Raw genomic sequence first — 14,966 nt, forward strand, 5'->3', positions numbered from 1 at the left:
ATTCCTGTAAGTCTTGCCCGTTCCCCGGATCAAACCGGCCGCGTGCCGGTCCAATCGGGATGCAGGTCGTCGATGTGAAAGGCATGGGCATGCCTGTGCCGCGGCCCCCTTGCGGGCTCCTCGCGAAGATGCGGGTGCCCCTCGGGCAGCTCGGGGTGTTCATGTTCACGTTCCACCGGATCGGTCGCCGGCCAGACCCGGACGGCCACCGCCGCCGTGGCCACGGTCAGACCCGAAAGGATCAGCAGCGCCTGTTCCAACCCGGCCAGAGCCGCCAGTTGCCCGGCAAGCGGATAGGCCACCAGCCAGCCGGCATGGGACAGCGAGAACTGCGCCGCGAATACGGCAGGACGATCCGCCGCCCCGGCCGATCGGGCCAGCACCAGACCGCCCGGCGTCAGCACCAGAGAGGCCGCCAGGCCGAAACCCACCCAGAGCGTCATGTACCCTGCATAGCCCAGCGGCAGCACGATCCCCAGTCCGGCCAGGGCGTGCATCAATGCGCCCGCCAGCATGGTCCGGCGCTCGTCCAGCCGTTCGATCAGGCGGGGAACGACCACCGCTCCCAAAGCAGCGCCCAGGCCGTAGAAAGCCATCAGGATTGGATAATGCTCTTCCGCATCACCCAGCCGTGCACCCGCCAGGACCACGGAGTTCACCAGCACCCAGGCCATGCTCAGCGACAGCGCGAAGTTCAGCAGGAACAACCCGCGCAGGCGCGGGGTCTTGCGATAGATGTCCAGGCCCTTCAGGGCACGGCGCAGGAACGGACCCTTGCGCTGGTCCGTCTTGTCGGAGGGAAACCGGGTGGCCAGCAGCGAGACAATGGACCCGCAAAACGCCATCGCCGCCACCCAGAACAGATATTCTGCGGTGATCAACTGCAGGACCAGCGCCGCGATGATCGGGCTCAGCACAGATTCCAGCGTGTAGGCGATGCGCGACCAGACAAGGGCGCGGCTATAGACCTTTTCGTCCGGCAGAACGTCCGGGATCACCGACTGGAACAGCGGGGTGAACCCCGAGGATACCGCGAAGAATACCAGCGCAAGACCCGCGAATTGCCAGGTCTGTGTGGCAAAGGCCATCGGCAGCAACAGCAGCATCCGGCCGAGATCCAGCGCAATCATCACATGTTTGCGCCGCCGTCCGGCAAAGAGCGCCTCTGCCAGCGGTGCAACGCCCACATAGGCCACCATCTTTACCGCCAGCAGAAAGCCCATGATCTGCCCGGCCGCCACGACCCCGCCGATGCGGTAGGCGGCCAGCGACATCGCAACCGTCATCAGCCCGATCGCCAGCAGTGAAAAGACCTGTGCGGCAAAGAGGGTCCGAAAGGACGGATTGGCAAGCGGGCTGATCCGGATCTGTTTCATGACGCTAGGGAATCCTTGGGTGTTTGGACTGCGTTGAACCGAGCGGTGCCGGTATCGACGTGATAGTCCTTTATATAATCTGGTGCGATACGCGCCAGATTGTCCACCGCCTCGATGATCGATTTCGCCTTGGAATCGGTCATCAGCGCCGAAAGGTTTAGCCGCACCCAGCCCGGTTTTGCGGTTTCCTCGCCGCGCTCCAGGGCCGCAATGGTCTCGTCCGACTCGGCCCGGCCCAGGCCCAGCAGCCTATGGGCGTAGGAACCGGCGCAGGCGCATCCCCCGCGCGCCTGCACGCCGGTCATGTCGCTGAGCAGGCGGGTGAAGAACTGATGATGCACCAGTTCCTGTTGCCCGTCGCGGATGCGAAAGGAAAAGATCGGCAGGGCGTTTGCGTCGGTCGGCCCCAGCAATTCGATCCGGTCGTTTTGCGTCCAGACCGCAAGCGCGCGCTTGCGCAATTCCGCCTGGCGAGTGTCCAGCCAGTCCTGGCCCAGCGCCTCTTTCACCAGCATGGCCAGTGCCGCGCGGATGTCGCCGGTCACATTGGGGGTGCCCCCCTCTTCGCGCGCGGACAGGCTGTTCGAATAGACATGGCCCCAGGGCGAGACAAAACTGACCGTCCCGCCACCCGGAAGCGTCGGCACCCGACGGCGGGCGATCCCGTCTTGGATGACCGCGATACCGCTGGACCCGGGACCCCCGGGAAATTTGTGCGGCGAGAAGACGATGGCATCCTTCTGTGCATCGGTGCCTGTCTTCATGTCCATCTCGCAATAGGGACCGGCACAGCCGTAGTCCCAGATCGCCAACGCTCCGTGGCTCCGCAGTAACCGCGTAACCGCATCCACATCAGAGAGGATACCCGTCACGTTTGAGGCTGCCGAAAAAGTACCCACCACCATCGCGGCACCTTCTGCCGCCTTCAAGGCACGGGACAGGTCATCCATATCGACACCGCCCTTTTCGGCCTCGGCGATCTCGATCACCTCGGCCCCCGTCTCGCGCCAGGGCAGGATGTTGGAGTGATGTTCGTAAGGCCCGGTCAGGACGACAACGCGCTGACCTGCGGTGACAAGGCCAGACAGATCCAGAAGTCCGACAATCCGGTTGATCCCGGCGGTAGAGCCGGCCCCGGCAAAGATCACGCTCATACCATCGCCGGCGCCGACCATCCGGGCGATTTCGGCCCGTGCGGCCTCTCTCAGTCGGGTCATGTACTCGCCGCAGTAGGATGCCTGTGTGTGCGTGTTGGCGTAGTAGGGCAGCACCCGGTCGCGCACAAAGTCCTCAACCTGCGTCAGCGCCCGCCCCGAAGCGACATAGTCTGCGTAGATCAGCGGGCGCAGGCCGTAGGGACCTTCGATCTTTGCGTCCTCGCCGATCAGTCCGGCGCGGATCCGGTCGTGGATATCGGCGCCTGTCAGCGCGGCTTTGAAGTCTTCGAGCGGTGTCATGTCGTCCTCAGCAGATGAGGTTTGATTGTGACGCAGCTTTTGCAAAAATCTTCACATATTTTCCCTATTGAACCTCAAAATTTGGGTCGTATGATCGAAGAATGGCCCATGATCCAGATCAATTTGATTGTCGCATTCTGGAAGAGCTTCAGCGCGACGCGTCACAGTCGCAGCGGGCCTTGGCGGACACTGTCGGCCTGTCGCAGAACGCCTGCTGGCGCCGGCTCAAGGCGCTGGAGGCATCGGGGGCCATTCGTGGCAAAACGGTGGTCATCGACCGCGAAAGACTGGGCGCCGGTTTCGTCGTCTTCTCGCTGGTCAAGACGCGGCACCATTCGGCGGACTGGCTTCGCCACTTCCGCAACCATGTCTCGGCCATCCCGGAGGTGATCGACTTTTTCCGCATCGGCGGCGAGTACGACTACCTGCTGAAAATCGTCGCGCGGGACATGGCGGGCTATGACGATGTCTACAAGCGCCTGATCGAAAATATCGAGCTGGAAACCGTCACCTCGTTTTTCGCGATGGAAGCGATCGAGGAGCAACGCCCGATCCCCCTGCGCCAGGTGTGAAATCGCGTCCAAATGGGCGGGCCGTTGTTCGACGCGTATCGGACATGTCGCTGGCATGTTGCCAGTGCAGTTGATTTTCGTGCCGTGCCTCACCTCTGCTCATCAGTTCAGCCCGCCGGACGGGGCGGCGCTGCCGAAGGTACAACCGGTCACGGTCTGGCCGGTCCGCAGGCAATGAATGTCGCGCCCGGCGCTGTCTTCGCAGACGACGGTCCGGGCATGGACACGGGGACTGCCGCCTGACAGGCGACAGTCCTTCGTGAAATCCGTGATGCTGTAGGCCTGGCCGTTCGCGGGCCAGAGGGTCAGGGCGGCAACGGCCAGATGGGTCAGCATGATGTGGGTCCTTTCCTGTGAGGGTCCGGTTGCGGGGCCGCGCTCAAAAGCGCACGGCCTCACACAGGACGTCGGCGAAGTTCAGGCCGGCGCAATTGGCGGCCAGCATTGCCGGTTCGGCATGGGCGGGGGCCAGGGCGGCCAGTCCGCAGGCAAGCGTCGCGGCAAGGGCGAGGGGGGAGATCAGGCGTGTCATGTCGGTATCCTCGAAAGCGGGGTCCGTGCCTGCCACCTAGCGGTGGCAGGTCCAGGAGTAGGGATCGTTGCGGTTGCTGTAGGAGGCCTTGGGCAACCCGTGCTGTTCGCGACAGGCGGTCGAGACCGAGATCCCCCAACGGTTGTGCTGACCGGAGGCACACACCCAGTCCAGGGCGGTCTTGCCGACCAGCTTGGCGCGGGCGCTCTGTCCGAAGTGCTTCTTGCAGTAGCGCGTCAGGTCGACACCGGGGGCCTTGGGCTGCGGCTTGTAGCAGTACCAGGAATAGGGATCACCGGCCGAGGTATACCGGGATTTCGGCAGACCATGCTGGTCCTGGCAGGCGCGGTTCACAGAGATGCCCCAGGTCTGCGTCGGCGACTTGTAGCACTTCCATGCCAGTGCCGAATATGTGGTCAGCCGGGCATCGGCGCGGTGGTACTTCTGGCAGTATTCCTGCAGGTCCGGGCGCTTGACCTGGACGTTCAGGGGGCTGGCCTCGGCCACGGTGACGATGCTGCTTTCCAGCGAGGCGAGGGTCATCACGAGGGTAAGTGTCTTTTTCAGGGTATTCATTGTTCGTAATCCTTTGATCTTGTTCCGGCGCCATGTTCCGGGATGTTCGGGGCTGGCGCCGTTGCGTTTCGGTAAAATCGTTTTGCGGCCCGGGCGGCTGAAATGTCCTGACGGGGTCGGCGAAATGATACGAAACCACTCGAAATCCTCTGAAATCAGGGCAAAAACACCCTGAAATCCCGCCGAAACCGTGTAACCTGAGCCGAATGGGCCATGCGTTGCCGCCCTCGAACCCGCTGCGGAGAACCGGCGCCGATGACTGCGCAAGAGGTCATTTACTTCGACGAAAGGAGCCGGACCGTACGGCTGGGAGGCGGCGAACCGGTGGCGATCCGGGCCAAGAGCTTTGCCGCCTTCATGGTCCTTTCCCGGGCTTACCCCGGGCAGGTGTCCAAGGACGTGTTGATCGAAGAGGTCTGGGGCGGGGCGGCGGTGTCGGACGACAGCATCACGCAGGCGATCTCGACCATTCGCCGGGCCCTGGGGGACAAGGATCATGCGCTGCTGCAGACGAACCCCGGGACGGGCTATTGCCTCATGGTTCCTGCCTTGCCCGAAGGGGCATCGCCCGCTGCGCCAGAGCCGACAGGCGCGGCGTCCACGTCCCGGCGGACGCTGCCCTTGGTCGTGGCGGGCGTTCTGGCTCTTGTGCTGGCGGTCGGCGCGGGGACGTTCATGCTGTTCGGGCGTGCCGCAGCGCCGGCCCCCGAGATTCAGCCACAGGGAGAAGGTCCGGCCGTGGCCGTCCTGGGGTTCGAGGTGTTGGGAGGCGCGCCTGATCTGGCGGTTTTTTCACGCGGGCTGCAAAGCGACATCATCGTCGCGCTGAGTGAGCTCGACACCGTGTCCGTGCTTGCGCCCTCTGTTCTGGACACCGGGCCGGACGCGGGTCAGACACCATTGCGGGCCTATGCCGCGCACGGGGCGCGGTTTGTCGTCGGCGGGACGGTCCAGCAATCCGGGGCGGGCCTGCGCATTTCCAGCCACCTCATCGATACGCGCACCAGCCAGATCGTCTGGGTGCGGCGCTGGGATGGCCCAAGGGAAGACCTGCAGACCCTGCAGGATGATGTGGTCGCCGCCCTTGCCAATGAGCTGGCCAACCCCTGGAGCGGTCAGATCACCGGGCTGGGGATGGAGGTGATCGGAGACCCGCCCGAGAACGCCAGCCCCGAGACGCACATCCAGCTGGGGGGACAGCGGTTTACCGCCTTCAACGGTCCGGCCTTCACCGAGGCCGAGCGCCACTTTCGCGACGCGCTCGAGATCGACTCTGGGAATGCCGAGGCCTGGGCGGGGCTGTCCTTTGTTCTGGGCGGGATGATCCCGCTGGTCCAGGGGGACGAGGCCAAGGCGTTGCGCGACGCGCGCGCCAACAGTGGCCGCCAAGCCTATCACCTGGGCGCGGGATCCGGCAGGAGCCTGCTGGCCGGCAGCTGGACGGCGGCCCTGCGCGGCAACCGGACCGAGACGCTGCGCCGCCTCCGTGAGGCCGCGGACAAGCTTGCAAGCGATGCCGACGGGCTGGCTCTGGCGTCGATCCAGGGGGCCTTGATCACTGAAGACTACGCCGAGGCCGCCCGCTGGGGGGCCCGCGCGCTGGACATGAAAGGGGATGCGGCGCCCGACTGGTACTACCTTGGCCCCGCTTTCGCGGCATTGTTCCAGGGCGATACCGAGGCGGCGCGGGCCTTCCTGCACCGGGCCCCGCCGGGGTATCCCCCGGTGCTGGCCCTGCTGTCCGGCCTCGAGGCCGGGCGGGGGCAGCCGGATCGGGCGGTCGAGACCGCTGCGCGTTTGCGCATGTTGCACAATGACTTCACCGTCGAGGGTTATCTGGACGCAGAGCTTTTCTACCCCGAGAGCAAGCGCGAAACGCTGCGCGCGCTGCTGTCATCGTCCGGCGTCCGGATGCGCTGAAGTGTCGGTCCTGCAGGCGTGAACAGGCGCTGTGGATTTCAAAGCTCGCGCATGGTTGATTGAGACCGCGTGCAGTTGGATCGGTTCAGGTCCGGTTCAGATATCTGCTCTATGACGGTCAGAAACCCGTGCACTTACAGGCGTGGGCGTGACCATCCAACACGGCCAGAATTCCCCTGGCCCAACAGACGAGTCGAGAATTTCCCAATGATCCTGAACAAGAACTTGGCCGTGGCCCTGCTTCTTTGTGTCGCCCAGCCCGCCCTGGCCTACGAATGGTCCCATTCCGTCCCGAATGTCTATGGCAAGGGCGACTGCGCGTTGACCCTGGTGGACGCGGATGCCGACGTCTTCTTCAAACTTGTCTACGATGCCAAGACGCAGTCCCGCCGCCCCACCGACGACCATGAGATCCGCATTACCCTGACGGCGCCAAAGACGGCTTTCCATGACAGCGCGGTGTCGGAACCCGGCGGCGCGCTAAGCCACGGAGGCCTGCGCGCGACCTGGACCGAAACGCTGGACCACGCGGCGGCGCATCGATTCGTGACCTGGATCTACAACGAGATCTACGTTCGGCAGGCGGGCGACGGCCGCCGCTTCATGTCCCATGTTTCCGACTACGTCTTTCCCTTGCCCGGCTTCGACGGCCCGTTCGAGGAATTCGCCGCCTGCGCCCGAATGCATCGCGAGGGGATGCCCGAGGCCCCGGTCATCGCACCGGCGAAACCGGGCGAGCCTGGCTACGACGGGTACTAACGGCCCCGGGCGCGGCGGGTCACTTGGTCTTGCAACAGACCGAGAGGTTCAGCTCGCCGTGTCAGTATTCGCCGTTCCAGGTCACCGCGACGGAATTGTGCCCGCGGATGGAGGAGTTTCCGAACCGCTTCGTCTTGAGATACGAGGTGTCGCCGCCGTGGTACATGCGGATCGCGGCCATGCGCCCCTGCTGGCCTTTGAAGCCCGCCGGGCATTTTCTCGACCGAAAGATGCAATACGGCTCTGCGGGCCAGTCGGGTTCCTTTTTCAGCGCTGTGATCCGGTCACGCAGCTTGGCAAGCTCGTCTGCCAGCGCCTGTTGATCCTTCTTGACCGGTTCGGCAATTGCGCCGTGGATCAGGCTGCAGTCGATTTCGCCAAAGACGGCAACGATATCCGGTAAGCCCATCTCTTGCGCGATCTCCTTGCCAGCGGCACCGCGCAGAAGGGACAGCCCCAAGTCGTCGGCGGGCAGGGCGCGGTCATCGGAAAGGCCATGAAAGGCCTCGAACACCGGATCGAAATCGCCGGATGGAAAGGGGGCAAAGGGCTGTTGGATCATGTGCCGGAGAACCGTGGCCGGTGCGCCGAAACGCCCCTCACCCAAACGCGCCAGGGGGCCGCTTGGACGCGCCACAAAAACGCTGATACGCACATCCTCATGCAATACCTTGAACTCTGGCGGAGCAGCGGTAGCAGGCGTTGAGACTCCACGGGGAGCAGGTCAGGATCAATACACGCAGAAAAATGAACAAGGCCGAAGATTCTGCTCTGGCTTGATGGAGCCTTGATCTAACAACCGGGCAACACACGTGATATCGGGAGCGTCTGTTTCAGATGGGGTGTCAGTCCCTTCGGAAGATTGATCCTCCATGTACCTTTTTCTACCTTTACGGTATCAAGGCAGGACGCCTGCAGGGAGGCGTGACATGCACGCAAAACAAAAAGCCTTTTCCTACGGGGGGTTGCCCGAATGCCAGGCCTGCCCGGTGCGTGCCGTCGGGGTCTGTTCCGGTGCGGGCGCGTCGGATCTGGCCTTTCTCGCGCATCGCAAGAGCTATCGCTGCTTCGCACCAGGCGAACGGATTGCGCTGTCCGGGGCGGAACCGGCCGAGGTGGCGACGATGATGAGCGGGCTTGCCACGATGAGCCGGACGCAGGAACGCGGCACCCGGCAGATCGTCTGCCTCTTGCAGCCGGGGGATCTGATCGGCCAGCCTTGGCGCGATACGGTCACATTCGATGTCGAGGCGCTGACCCATGTCGAGACCTGCGCCTTTCGCTCTGATCTGTTCGAGGAGGTGCTTGACCAGGTCCCGGGGATGCGGGCGAGCATGATGGAAAAGGCACTGGCCGATCTGGACGAGGCCCGGCGCTGGCTGGGGGTGCTGGGCCACAGGACCGCGCGTCAGAAACTGGCCAGCCTGCTGGTTCTGCTCGCGATGCGTCAGACCGTGACGCCTCCCCCTGAAAGCGGCTGTGTCGTGGACATGATGCTGAGCCGCGAGCAGGTGGCAGACCTCTTGTCGATGACATTCGAGACCGTCTCGCGGCAGATTGCCGGGCTCGTCCGGGATGACCTGATCCGCCCGTTGTCCCGGCGTGTTTTCGAGGTTCCTGACCTGCGGGCCTTGATGGTGGTCTCGGGCGAGGACGCCGACGGCGGGCCCTACCAGGCCTGACCCGGTCGCCGGGCCGGATATGCTGGCTGCACAAGCAACGGGCAGGCCGTCCAGTTTCCCCTAATAAATGGGCATTTGCCTGTTTCGTCGGCATTGGGGGCGTCAGGCGCGTTCCTCTTGTCGGCGGCTTGCAGCAGCCTATCGTCCGGTTGCCAACAGGGAGAGACCAATGATCAAACAGACCTTCGCGGCCTTTGCCGCGACCGTCGCGCTGTCCGGTACGGCACTTGCGGAGACCGCAGTGCCCTTTGCGCTGGACTGGAAGTTCGAGGGGCCGGCCGCGCCCTATTTCGTCGCCATCGATGACGGATATTTTGGCGAACAGGACCTTTCGGTCGAAATCTCTGCCGGGCAAGGGTCGCTGGACGCGATCCCCAAGGTGGCGACCGGAGCCTTTCCGGTGGGCTTTGCCGATATCAACTCGCTGATCAAGTTCCTTGACCAGAATCCAGGCGCGCCGGTGACGGCGGTCATGATGATCTACGACAAGCCACCCTTTGCCGTGGTGGGCCGCAAGTCGCTGGGAGTCGAGGCGCCGAAGGACCTGGAAGGCAAGGTGCTGGGCGCGCCGCCGCCGGATGGCGCCTGGGCGCAGTTCCCGGCCTTTGCCTCGGCCAACGATCTGGACATGTCCAAGATCACCGTCGAGCCTGTGGGCTTTCCGACGCGTGAGCCGATGCTGGCAGAAGGCAACGTGGCCGCGATCACCGGCTTTTCCTTCTCGTCCTACCTGAACCTTGTGCGCCTCGGCGTGCCGGAAGAGGACATCTCGACCATCCTCATGGCCGACTACGGCCTGCAGCTGTACGGCAACGCGATCATCGTCAACACCGATTATGCCGCCGAAAACCCCGAGGTCATCACCGGGTTCCTGACCGCCGTGGCGGCGGGCTGGAAAGACGCCATCGCCGATCCGGCGGGCGCCATCGACAGCCTGATCGAGCGGAACCCGGCGGCGGACGCGGACCTCGAACAGCGGCGCCTGCAGCTGTCGATCGAGGCCAACGTGCTGACCGATTACGCCGAAGCCAATGGCATGGGCGGCATCGACCCGGCCCGGATGGACGCGGCGCTGGAGCAGCTGGCCGAGACCTACGAGTTCCAGAACGCACCAGATGCCGCGCTCTACTTCACCGATGCCTACCTGCCCGCTTCCACGGCGCGGATGCTGAAGTGATCGACTGACCCCGGCCCGCGGCGCAGCACGCCTGCGCCGCGGGTTTCTTGTGCAAGGAGCGCCGCGTGTCGCAACCGCTGATCGAGATCAAGGGCGTGAGGCACGCCTACAAGACCCAGGCTGGTCCGCTGCCGGTGCTGGACGGGCTGGAACTGAGCGTGCCCGAGGGCGGCTTTGTCGCCGTTGTCGGCCCTTCCGGCTGTGGCAAGTCCACCCTGACGCGGCTGGTCGCTGGCCTGATGAAACCCGACGAGGGCGAGGTCTGGCTGCACGGCGCGCGGGTCAAGGGGCCGCGGTCGACCGTGGGCATGGCCTTTCAGAACCCCGTCCTGCTGGAATGGAGGACGATTCTGCAGAACGTCATGCTGCCTCTGGAAATCGTTTCGACCAAGATGAACAGGCGCGAACAGGAAGAGCGCGCGCGGCACCTGCTGGCGCTGGTCGGGCTGGAAGGGTTCGAGGACAAGCGGCCCAGCGAACTGTCGGGCGGGATGCGCCAGCGCGCCTCGCTGTGCCGGGCCATCGTGCACAAGCCCGAGGTGCTGATCCTTGATGAACCCTTTGGCGCGCTGGATGCCTTCACGCGCGAGGACCTCTGGCAGACCATGCACAAGGTAAAGGCCGAGGAGCCCTTTACCGGAGTGCTGATCACCCACGACCTGCGCGAGTCGATCTTTCTTGCCGATCAGGTGGTGGTGCTGTCGGGGCGGCCGGCGCGGACGCAATACGTGATGGACGTGCACCTGACCGGGGATCGCGACATCGAACACCTTTACACACCACAAAGCGCCGAGGCGCTGAACGTGCTGCGGCATCAGATCCAGATCGCCCAGGGGCGGTCCCCGGCGGAGGCGGATCAATGACCCTGCAAAAGATCCTTGTCCCTATCGCCGCGATGATCGTCTTTGGCCTATTGTGGGAACTGCTGGTCTGGGCCAATGGCTGGCCCAACTACGTCATGGCCTCGCCCTCGGACCTGCCGCCGGCCTATGCGAAATACTGGGAGCTGTTCCTGGTGATGGGCTGGCAGACGCTGTGGCGGACAGTGGTGGGGCTGGTGGTGGCGATCATCTTTGGCGTGCTGGTGGGCATGATCATGGGGTTTTCGCGTGTGATGCGCGACGCGCTCTATCCCCTGCTGGTGGGGTTCAACGCGGTGCCCAAGGCGACGGTGGTGCCGATTGTCGCGCTGCTCTTCGTGGGGGCGCATGATTTCAACACGATCCTGATCGCCTTCATGATCTCGTTCTTCCCGATAGCCGTCTCGGTCTCGATCGGCCTGTCGACGCTGGAGCCGGAGTATCGTGACATCCTGCGCTCGCTTGGGGCCTCGCAGACGACGATCTTCTGGAAGATCGCCCTGCCCAAGACCCTGCCGGAGTTCTTTGGCGCGCTGAAAGTGGCTGTGACACTGGCCTTCATCGGGACCAACCTGATGGAGATCGTCTCGCCCCACGGGCGGGGTCTGGGCGCGCTGTTCGACAGCGGCAAGACCAACTCTGACTATCCGCTGATGTTCGCCGTCCTGATCGCGCTCGCCCTGATGGGGATCCTTTTGTATTATGTTGTGGTCGCTTTGGAAAAGGTCTTTGCCGGTTGGGCGGAGCGGACGCCCGGCTGATTGACGGGGTGGCGGGACGGGACTGTTTGCGGCTTTGCCGCAAAGGCGCCCGCCCACCAACCCGTTCACCCGCTTCTGGATCCACCCGCCAACGAGCTGAGAGCTGATCCGGGCACAGCCCTGGCCCCGCATGGGCGCCTGGGGGCATGTCGTCGGCGCGGCTGTGCAGACGCCTACGCGGTTCGATAGGGGCATGGTTCCATCATGGCATAGGGGCGCGGCGCGACCAGCCGATCAAACTGACGGCGGACGCGCTGACCGGGGCTGGCCCGGTCAAGCTGGACAGGCGGCGCCAGCGGTTCCTGCCGCGCAACAGGCAGCTTGAAGAGGCTCTTGCGCCCGAAGTGCGGGACGATATGTGGCCGGGATTGCAGCGCTTGGCGGATGTGCTGGGGACTGACGCAGGCTTTCGGGCTTTTGCGCGCGGCGGCGCTGTGCCAATGATCCGCTCATGTCACATCCTGTGTACCCTTACCTGATCGCCGTGGACGGGGGCGGCTCTGGCTGCCGTGCGGTGGTGGCCAGTTTCGATGGCCAGGTACTGGGAGAGGGGCGCGCGGGGCCGGCCAATGCGACGAGCGATCTTGACCAGAGCATCGCCAACACGCGCGATGCAATTGGGCGCGCGTTGGGCTCCGCCGGGTTGGATACGACGGACCGGGGGCAGTTCGTGGCGCACCTGGGTCTTGCCGGGGCGCTGACAGCCGAGGTGACGATGCGGATCGCCAAAGAGAGCGGCCTGCCCGATGTGACCGTGGGCGATGACCTTGAAACCGCGTTCGCCGGAGCGCTTGGGTTCGGCGACGGCGTTCTTGTGTCAGTCGGGACGGGATCGGTCTTGGCGGGGCGGCGCAACGGCGAAACCTCGCGGATCGGTGGCTGGGGCCTGCAGGTTTCGGACCAGGCTTCGGGGGCGTGGTTGGGGCGCGGCCTGATGGAACGGACCCTGCTGTGCCACGATGGGTTTGAGCCTCACTCGGACCTTACCGCATCGGTGCTTGCAGAGTTCGGTGGCGCATTGGAAATCGTGGCCTTTGCCGCGCGCGCAACCCCGGGCGACTATGCAAAATGGGCGCCGCGCGTTGTCGCCGCCGCAGATGCCGATGCGCAGGCGGCCGCACTGCTGACCTCTGGGGCGACCTATCTGTCGCGGGGCGTCGCCGTTCTGGATCCTTCGGGGCGGGCACCGATCTGCCTGACCGGTGGGCTTGGCCCGGCATACGGCCGGTATCTTCCCGATTTACAGCGGCGCCTCGTGTCGCCCCGGGGCACGGCGCTGGACGGCGCGCTGCAGCTGGCCCGGGCCTCTGCTGAATGCAGGACGCGATCCGGCGGCTAGCGGTATGGTTGTTTGTGTCGGCGGGTCAGGGCTGACGGGTGCCAAAGTCGTGCGCATGCACCATTCGCCTATGGCGTGTGCGATGCTCCCTGATGCAGGCGATGGCCTTGAGGCCGTCGCCTGGAATGCGCGGACAGGAAACCAGGCGCAGCCCCGGCCCGGCAGCGGCGAAACAGCGGCATCGGACTGCGTCGGACCCTGCCAGCTTTCTTGGTCGGGATGACGGGCCGTTGTTCCCAGCGAAAGAGAGTTCGGCGAGGCGCGAAAACCGGCCTGACATGTTGAATGAAAGTCAAGCATTGCGATGGTGACGCTTGGGAAGGCTGGGGATTGTGACAGTTATTAGCGCACTTTGATGGTCAAATTGGCAAAATGGGTTACAAACTACGCTCAAAGTTCGGTCTTGGGAGGCTGATTTCATGGTCAAGGAAATTCGTATTTTCCGCTGCAGCTGCAATCATCGCCTCCGCTATGGCGCGAGCTCTTGCAGTTACTGTTTCCGGCCCACCCCGATCTGGAACCGCTGGTGGCTGCCACTTGTTCTGGTGGCCGTGATCGGCGCCGGGATCTGGTTGAATCGGCTCTGACCCGCGCTCGGCGGGATCCTGCCTGACACGCGGTTGCAGTTGGTCCGGGTGCCGGTCTAGCCTGCGCCCAACAACAGGGCAGGAGACAGGACATGCGCCTTTCCAGACGGGGTTTTGCGCTGGGCGCTTCGGCGATCTGGCTGGGGGGATGCCTGCCGGGCGGCGGGCTGCCAGAGGTGGCGCGACCCGATCCGGCGTTGGAGCCGGGGCTACGCCCGCAGCCCAATCCCGCCTACGATAGCTGGGTCGCAGAGTTCCGGGCGCGTGCCCGGGACAGAGGGATCACGGACACGACGCTGGATCGTGCCTTTCGCGGGCAGGGGTTTTTGCCGGGTGTGATCGAGCGGGATCGTAACCAGACCGAATTCAGCCGCACGCTGGAGGACTACCTCGCCATCGTCGCGCCAGAGGACAAGGTGCGCTTTGGTCGGGGCGAATTCGCCAGGCAGCGCGGGGCGCTGCAGAGGGTCGAGGCAGAATATGGTGTCCCGGCCAAGATCATGGCCTCGATCTGGGGGGTCGAAAGCTATTTTGGCACCAAGCGTGGCAAGATCCCGGTGATCTCGGCCACATCGACCCTGGCCTGGGAGGGGCGGCGCGGCCGTTTCTTCGAGTCGAACCTGATGGATGCCTTGCGAATCGTTCAGACCGGCGATGCCCGGCCAGAGCAACTGGTGGGCAGTTGGGCGGGCGCGATGGGCCACACACAGCTCATTCCGAACGCCTACCAGGAGCATTCGGTCGATTTCGACGGTGATGGTAAACGCGACATATGGTCGGACAATCCGATCGATGCCTTCGCCACCACGGCGCGCTTCCTGGCCCGTGCCGGCTGGCGCCGGGGTCAGCCCTGGGGCATCGAGGTGCGCCTGCCGCAGGGGTATTCCGGCCCCCTGGGACGCAAGAACCGGGCGGCGGTTTCGCGCTTTCGCGACCTGGGGGTGCGCCCGGCCCGGGGGGGATCGCTGCCCGATCACGGCTCTGCAGCGGTGCTGGCACCGATGGGGGTGGGCAAGCCGGCCTTCCTCGTATTCCACAACTTCAACATGATCCTGCGCTACAACCCATCCGAGAACTACGGCTTGGCCGTCGGGTACCTCGCGGACCGGCTGGACGGGGCAGGGCCGCTGGTGGGCGACTTCGGGCGCGACAGCTATGGATTGACGCTGGAGGATCGCAAGGCGTTGCAGCGCGGGCTGACACGGGCCGGTTTCGACGCGGGCACCCCGGACGGGGTGATCGGCAAAAAGACCGAAGCGGCGATCACGGCTTACCAGCAGTCAAGGGGGCTGGCCGTGACCGGAGAGCCGTCGCGCCCCCTGTTGCAAGCGCTGGGATGAAACCTCGGCGGCCCCGGTCAGGGGCCGC

15 protein-coding genes are annotated in these 14,966 nt (G+C 64.6%); 9 read left to right on the plus strand and 6 right to left on the minus strand.

The features are described 5' to 3' along the window. Positions 1–29: 29 nt before the first annotated feature. Together KZZ07_RS22830 and KZZ07_RS22835 are read right to left on the minus strand one after the other, a co-directional pair. Positions 30–1,376 carry an MFS transporter gene (locus KZZ07_RS22830; RefSeq protein ID WP_219517735.1) on the minus strand — a complete coding sequence of 449 codons (1,347 nt, stop codon included), beginning with the start codon at positions 1,374–1,376 and terminating at the stop codon, positions 30–32. Continuing rightward, positions 1,373–2,833 carry an aminotransferase class V-fold PLP-dependent enzyme gene (locus KZZ07_RS22835; RefSeq protein ID WP_219517737.1) on the minus strand — a complete coding sequence of 487 codons (1,461 nt, stop codon included), beginning with the start codon at positions 2,831–2,833 and terminating at the stop codon, positions 1,373–1,375. The genes KZZ07_RS22830 and KZZ07_RS22835 overlap by 4 nt, the downstream gene beginning before the upstream one ends. A 101-nt stretch (positions 2,834–2,934) precedes the next feature. Here KZZ07_RS22835 and KZZ07_RS22840 point away from each other — a divergent pair, with 101 nt between their 5' ends. Further along, complete coding sequence (locus tag KZZ07_RS22840) at positions 2,935–3,405, plus strand: Lrp/AsnC family transcriptional regulator (RefSeq protein ID WP_219517739.1); 471 nt, start codon at positions 2,935–2,937, stop codon at positions 3,403–3,405. A gap of 102 nt (positions 3,406–3,507) precedes the next feature. Here the strand turns inward: KZZ07_RS22840 and KZZ07_RS22845 are convergent, their stop codons facing one another. Genes KZZ07_RS22845 through KZZ07_RS22855 form a run of 3 tightly spaced genes read right to left on the minus strand, consistent with a single transcriptional unit; the run spans position 3,508 to position 4,513 of the window. Next, positions 3,508–3,741 carry a hypothetical protein gene (locus KZZ07_RS22845; RefSeq protein ID WP_219517741.1) on the minus strand — a complete coding sequence of 78 codons (234 nt, stop codon included), beginning with the start codon at positions 3,739–3,741 and terminating at the stop codon, positions 3,508–3,510. A 43-nt stretch (positions 3,742–3,784) separates the two neighbouring features. After that, positions 3,785–3,937, minus strand: a complete 153-nt coding sequence (locus tag KZZ07_RS22850; protein ID WP_219517743.1) for a hypothetical protein — start codon at positions 3,935–3,937, stop codon at positions 3,785–3,787. A 36-nt stretch (positions 3,938–3,973) separates the two neighbouring features. After that, a complete protein-coding gene (locus KZZ07_RS22855; protein WP_219517750.1) occupies positions 3,974–4,513 on the minus strand; it encodes a hypothetical protein in 540 nt (179 codons plus the stop codon). Positions 4,514–4,768: 255 nt separating this feature from the next. Here KZZ07_RS22855 and KZZ07_RS22860 point away from each other — a divergent pair, with 255 nt between their 5' ends. Together KZZ07_RS22860 and KZZ07_RS22865 are read left to right on the plus strand one after the other, a co-directional pair. After that, complete coding sequence (locus tag KZZ07_RS22860) at positions 4,769–6,433, plus strand: winged helix-turn-helix domain-containing protein (RefSeq protein ID WP_219517758.1); 1,665 nt, start codon at positions 4,769–4,771, stop codon at positions 6,431–6,433. 207 nt (positions 6,434–6,640) lie between these two features. After that, positions 6,641–7,192: a hypothetical protein gene (locus tag KZZ07_RS22865; RefSeq protein WP_219517760.1), complete on the plus strand. Its 552-nt coding sequence runs from the start codon at positions 6,641–6,643 to the stop codon at positions 7,190–7,192. 61 nt (positions 7,193–7,253) lie between these two features. On the opposite strand, the gene KZZ07_RS22870 is transcribed toward KZZ07_RS22865, so the two are convergent. Next, positions 7,254–7,754, minus strand: coding sequence for a hypothetical protein (locus KZZ07_RS22870; protein WP_219517762.1), 501 nt, complete (start codon positions 7,752–7,754; stop codon positions 7,254–7,256). Positions 7,755–8,121: 367 nt separating this feature from the next. On the opposite strand from KZZ07_RS22870, the gene KZZ07_RS22875 reads away from it, so the two are divergent. The 6 genes from KZZ07_RS22875 to KZZ07_RS22900 all read left to right on the plus strand — a co-directional run bounded on the left by KZZ07_RS22875 (position 8,122) and on the right by KZZ07_RS22900 (position 14,938). Further along, positions 8,122–8,874: a Crp/Fnr family transcriptional regulator gene (locus tag KZZ07_RS22875; protein WP_219517765.1), complete on the plus strand. Its 753-nt coding sequence runs from the start codon at positions 8,122–8,124 to the stop codon at positions 8,872–8,874. 169 nt (positions 8,875–9,043) lie between these two features. Further along, a complete protein-coding gene (locus KZZ07_RS22880; protein WP_219517767.1) occupies positions 9,044–10,051 on the plus strand; it encodes an ABC transporter substrate-binding protein in 1,008 nt (335 codons plus the stop codon). 65 nt (positions 10,052–10,116) lie between these two features. Beyond that, entirely contained in the window at positions 10,117–10,914 is a 798-nt protein-coding gene (locus KZZ07_RS22885) for an ABC transporter ATP-binding protein (protein WP_370631232.1), read from the plus strand. Further along, a complete protein-coding gene (locus KZZ07_RS22890; RefSeq protein WP_219517769.1) occupies positions 10,911–11,672 on the plus strand; it encodes an ABC transporter permease in 762 nt (253 codons plus the stop codon). The genes KZZ07_RS22885 and KZZ07_RS22890 overlap by 4 nt, the downstream gene beginning before the upstream one ends. 451 nt (positions 11,673–12,123) lie before the next feature. Next, a complete protein-coding gene (locus KZZ07_RS22895) occupies positions 12,124–13,011 on the plus strand; it encodes a glucosamine kinase nucleotide-binding domain-containing protein (protein ID WP_219517772.1) in 888 nt (295 codons plus the stop codon). A 679-nt stretch (positions 13,012–13,690) separates the two neighbouring features. Beyond that, positions 13,691–14,938, plus strand: a complete 1,248-nt coding sequence (locus KZZ07_RS22900) for a lytic murein transglycosylase (RefSeq protein ID WP_219517775.1) — start codon at positions 13,691–13,693, stop codon at positions 14,936–14,938. Positions 14,939–14,966 lie beyond the last annotated feature (28 nt).

Origin of the sequence: Mameliella sp. CS4 (assembly GCF_019392335.1) — a bacterium.
Taxonomy (GTDB): Bacteria; Pseudomonadota; Alphaproteobacteria; order Rhodobacterales; family Rhodobacteraceae; genus Antarctobacter.

What these genes read in the sequence shown, in the direction of transcription:
- KZZ07_RS22830 (WP_219517735.1), bottom strand. Translation starts at nt 1,376, where the DNA reads ATGAAACAGATCCGGATCAGCCCGCTTGCCAATCCGTCCTTTCGGACC.
- KZZ07_RS22835 (WP_219517737.1), bottom strand. Translation starts at nt 2,833, where the DNA reads ATGACACCGCTCGAAGACTTCAAAGCCGCGCTGACAGGCGCCGATATC.
- KZZ07_RS22840 (WP_219517739.1), top strand. Translation starts at nt 2,935, where the DNA reads ATGGCCCATGATCCAGATCAATTTGATTGTCGCATTCTGGAAGAGCTT.
- KZZ07_RS22845 (WP_219517741.1), bottom strand. Translation starts at nt 3,741, where the DNA reads ATGCTGACCCATCTGGCCGTTGCCGCCCTGACCCTCTGGCCCGCGAAC.
- KZZ07_RS22850 (WP_219517743.1), bottom strand. Translation starts at nt 3,937, where the DNA reads ATGACACGCCTGATCTCCCCCCTCGCCCTTGCCGCGACGCTTGCCTGC.
- KZZ07_RS22855 (WP_219517750.1), bottom strand. Translation starts at nt 4,513, where the DNA reads ATGAATACCCTGAAAAAGACACTTACCCTCGTGATGACCCTCGCCTCG.
- KZZ07_RS22860 (WP_219517758.1), top strand. Translation starts at nt 4,769, where the DNA reads ATGACTGCGCAAGAGGTCATTTACTTCGACGAAAGGAGCCGGACCGTA.
- KZZ07_RS22865 (WP_219517760.1), top strand. Translation starts at nt 6,641, where the DNA reads ATGATCCTGAACAAGAACTTGGCCGTGGCCCTGCTTCTTTGTGTCGCC.
- KZZ07_RS22870 (WP_219517762.1), bottom strand. Translation starts at nt 7,754, where the DNA reads ATGATCCAACAGCCCTTTGCCCCCTTTCCATCCGGCGATTTCGATCCG.
- KZZ07_RS22875 (WP_219517765.1), top strand. Translation starts at nt 8,122, where the DNA reads ATGCACGCAAAACAAAAAGCCTTTTCCTACGGGGGGTTGCCCGAATGC.
- KZZ07_RS22880 (WP_219517767.1), top strand. Translation starts at nt 9,044, where the DNA reads ATGATCAAACAGACCTTCGCGGCCTTTGCCGCGACCGTCGCGCTGTCC.
- KZZ07_RS22890 (WP_219517769.1), top strand. Translation starts at nt 10,911, where the DNA reads ATGACCCTGCAAAAGATCCTTGTCCCTATCGCCGCGATGATCGTCTTT.
- KZZ07_RS22895 (WP_219517772.1), top strand. Translation starts at nt 12,124, where the DNA reads ATGTCACATCCTGTGTACCCTTACCTGATCGCCGTGGACGGGGGCGGC.
- KZZ07_RS22900 (WP_219517775.1), top strand. Translation starts at nt 13,691, where the DNA reads ATGCGCCTTTCCAGACGGGGTTTTGCGCTGGGCGCTTCGGCGATCTGG.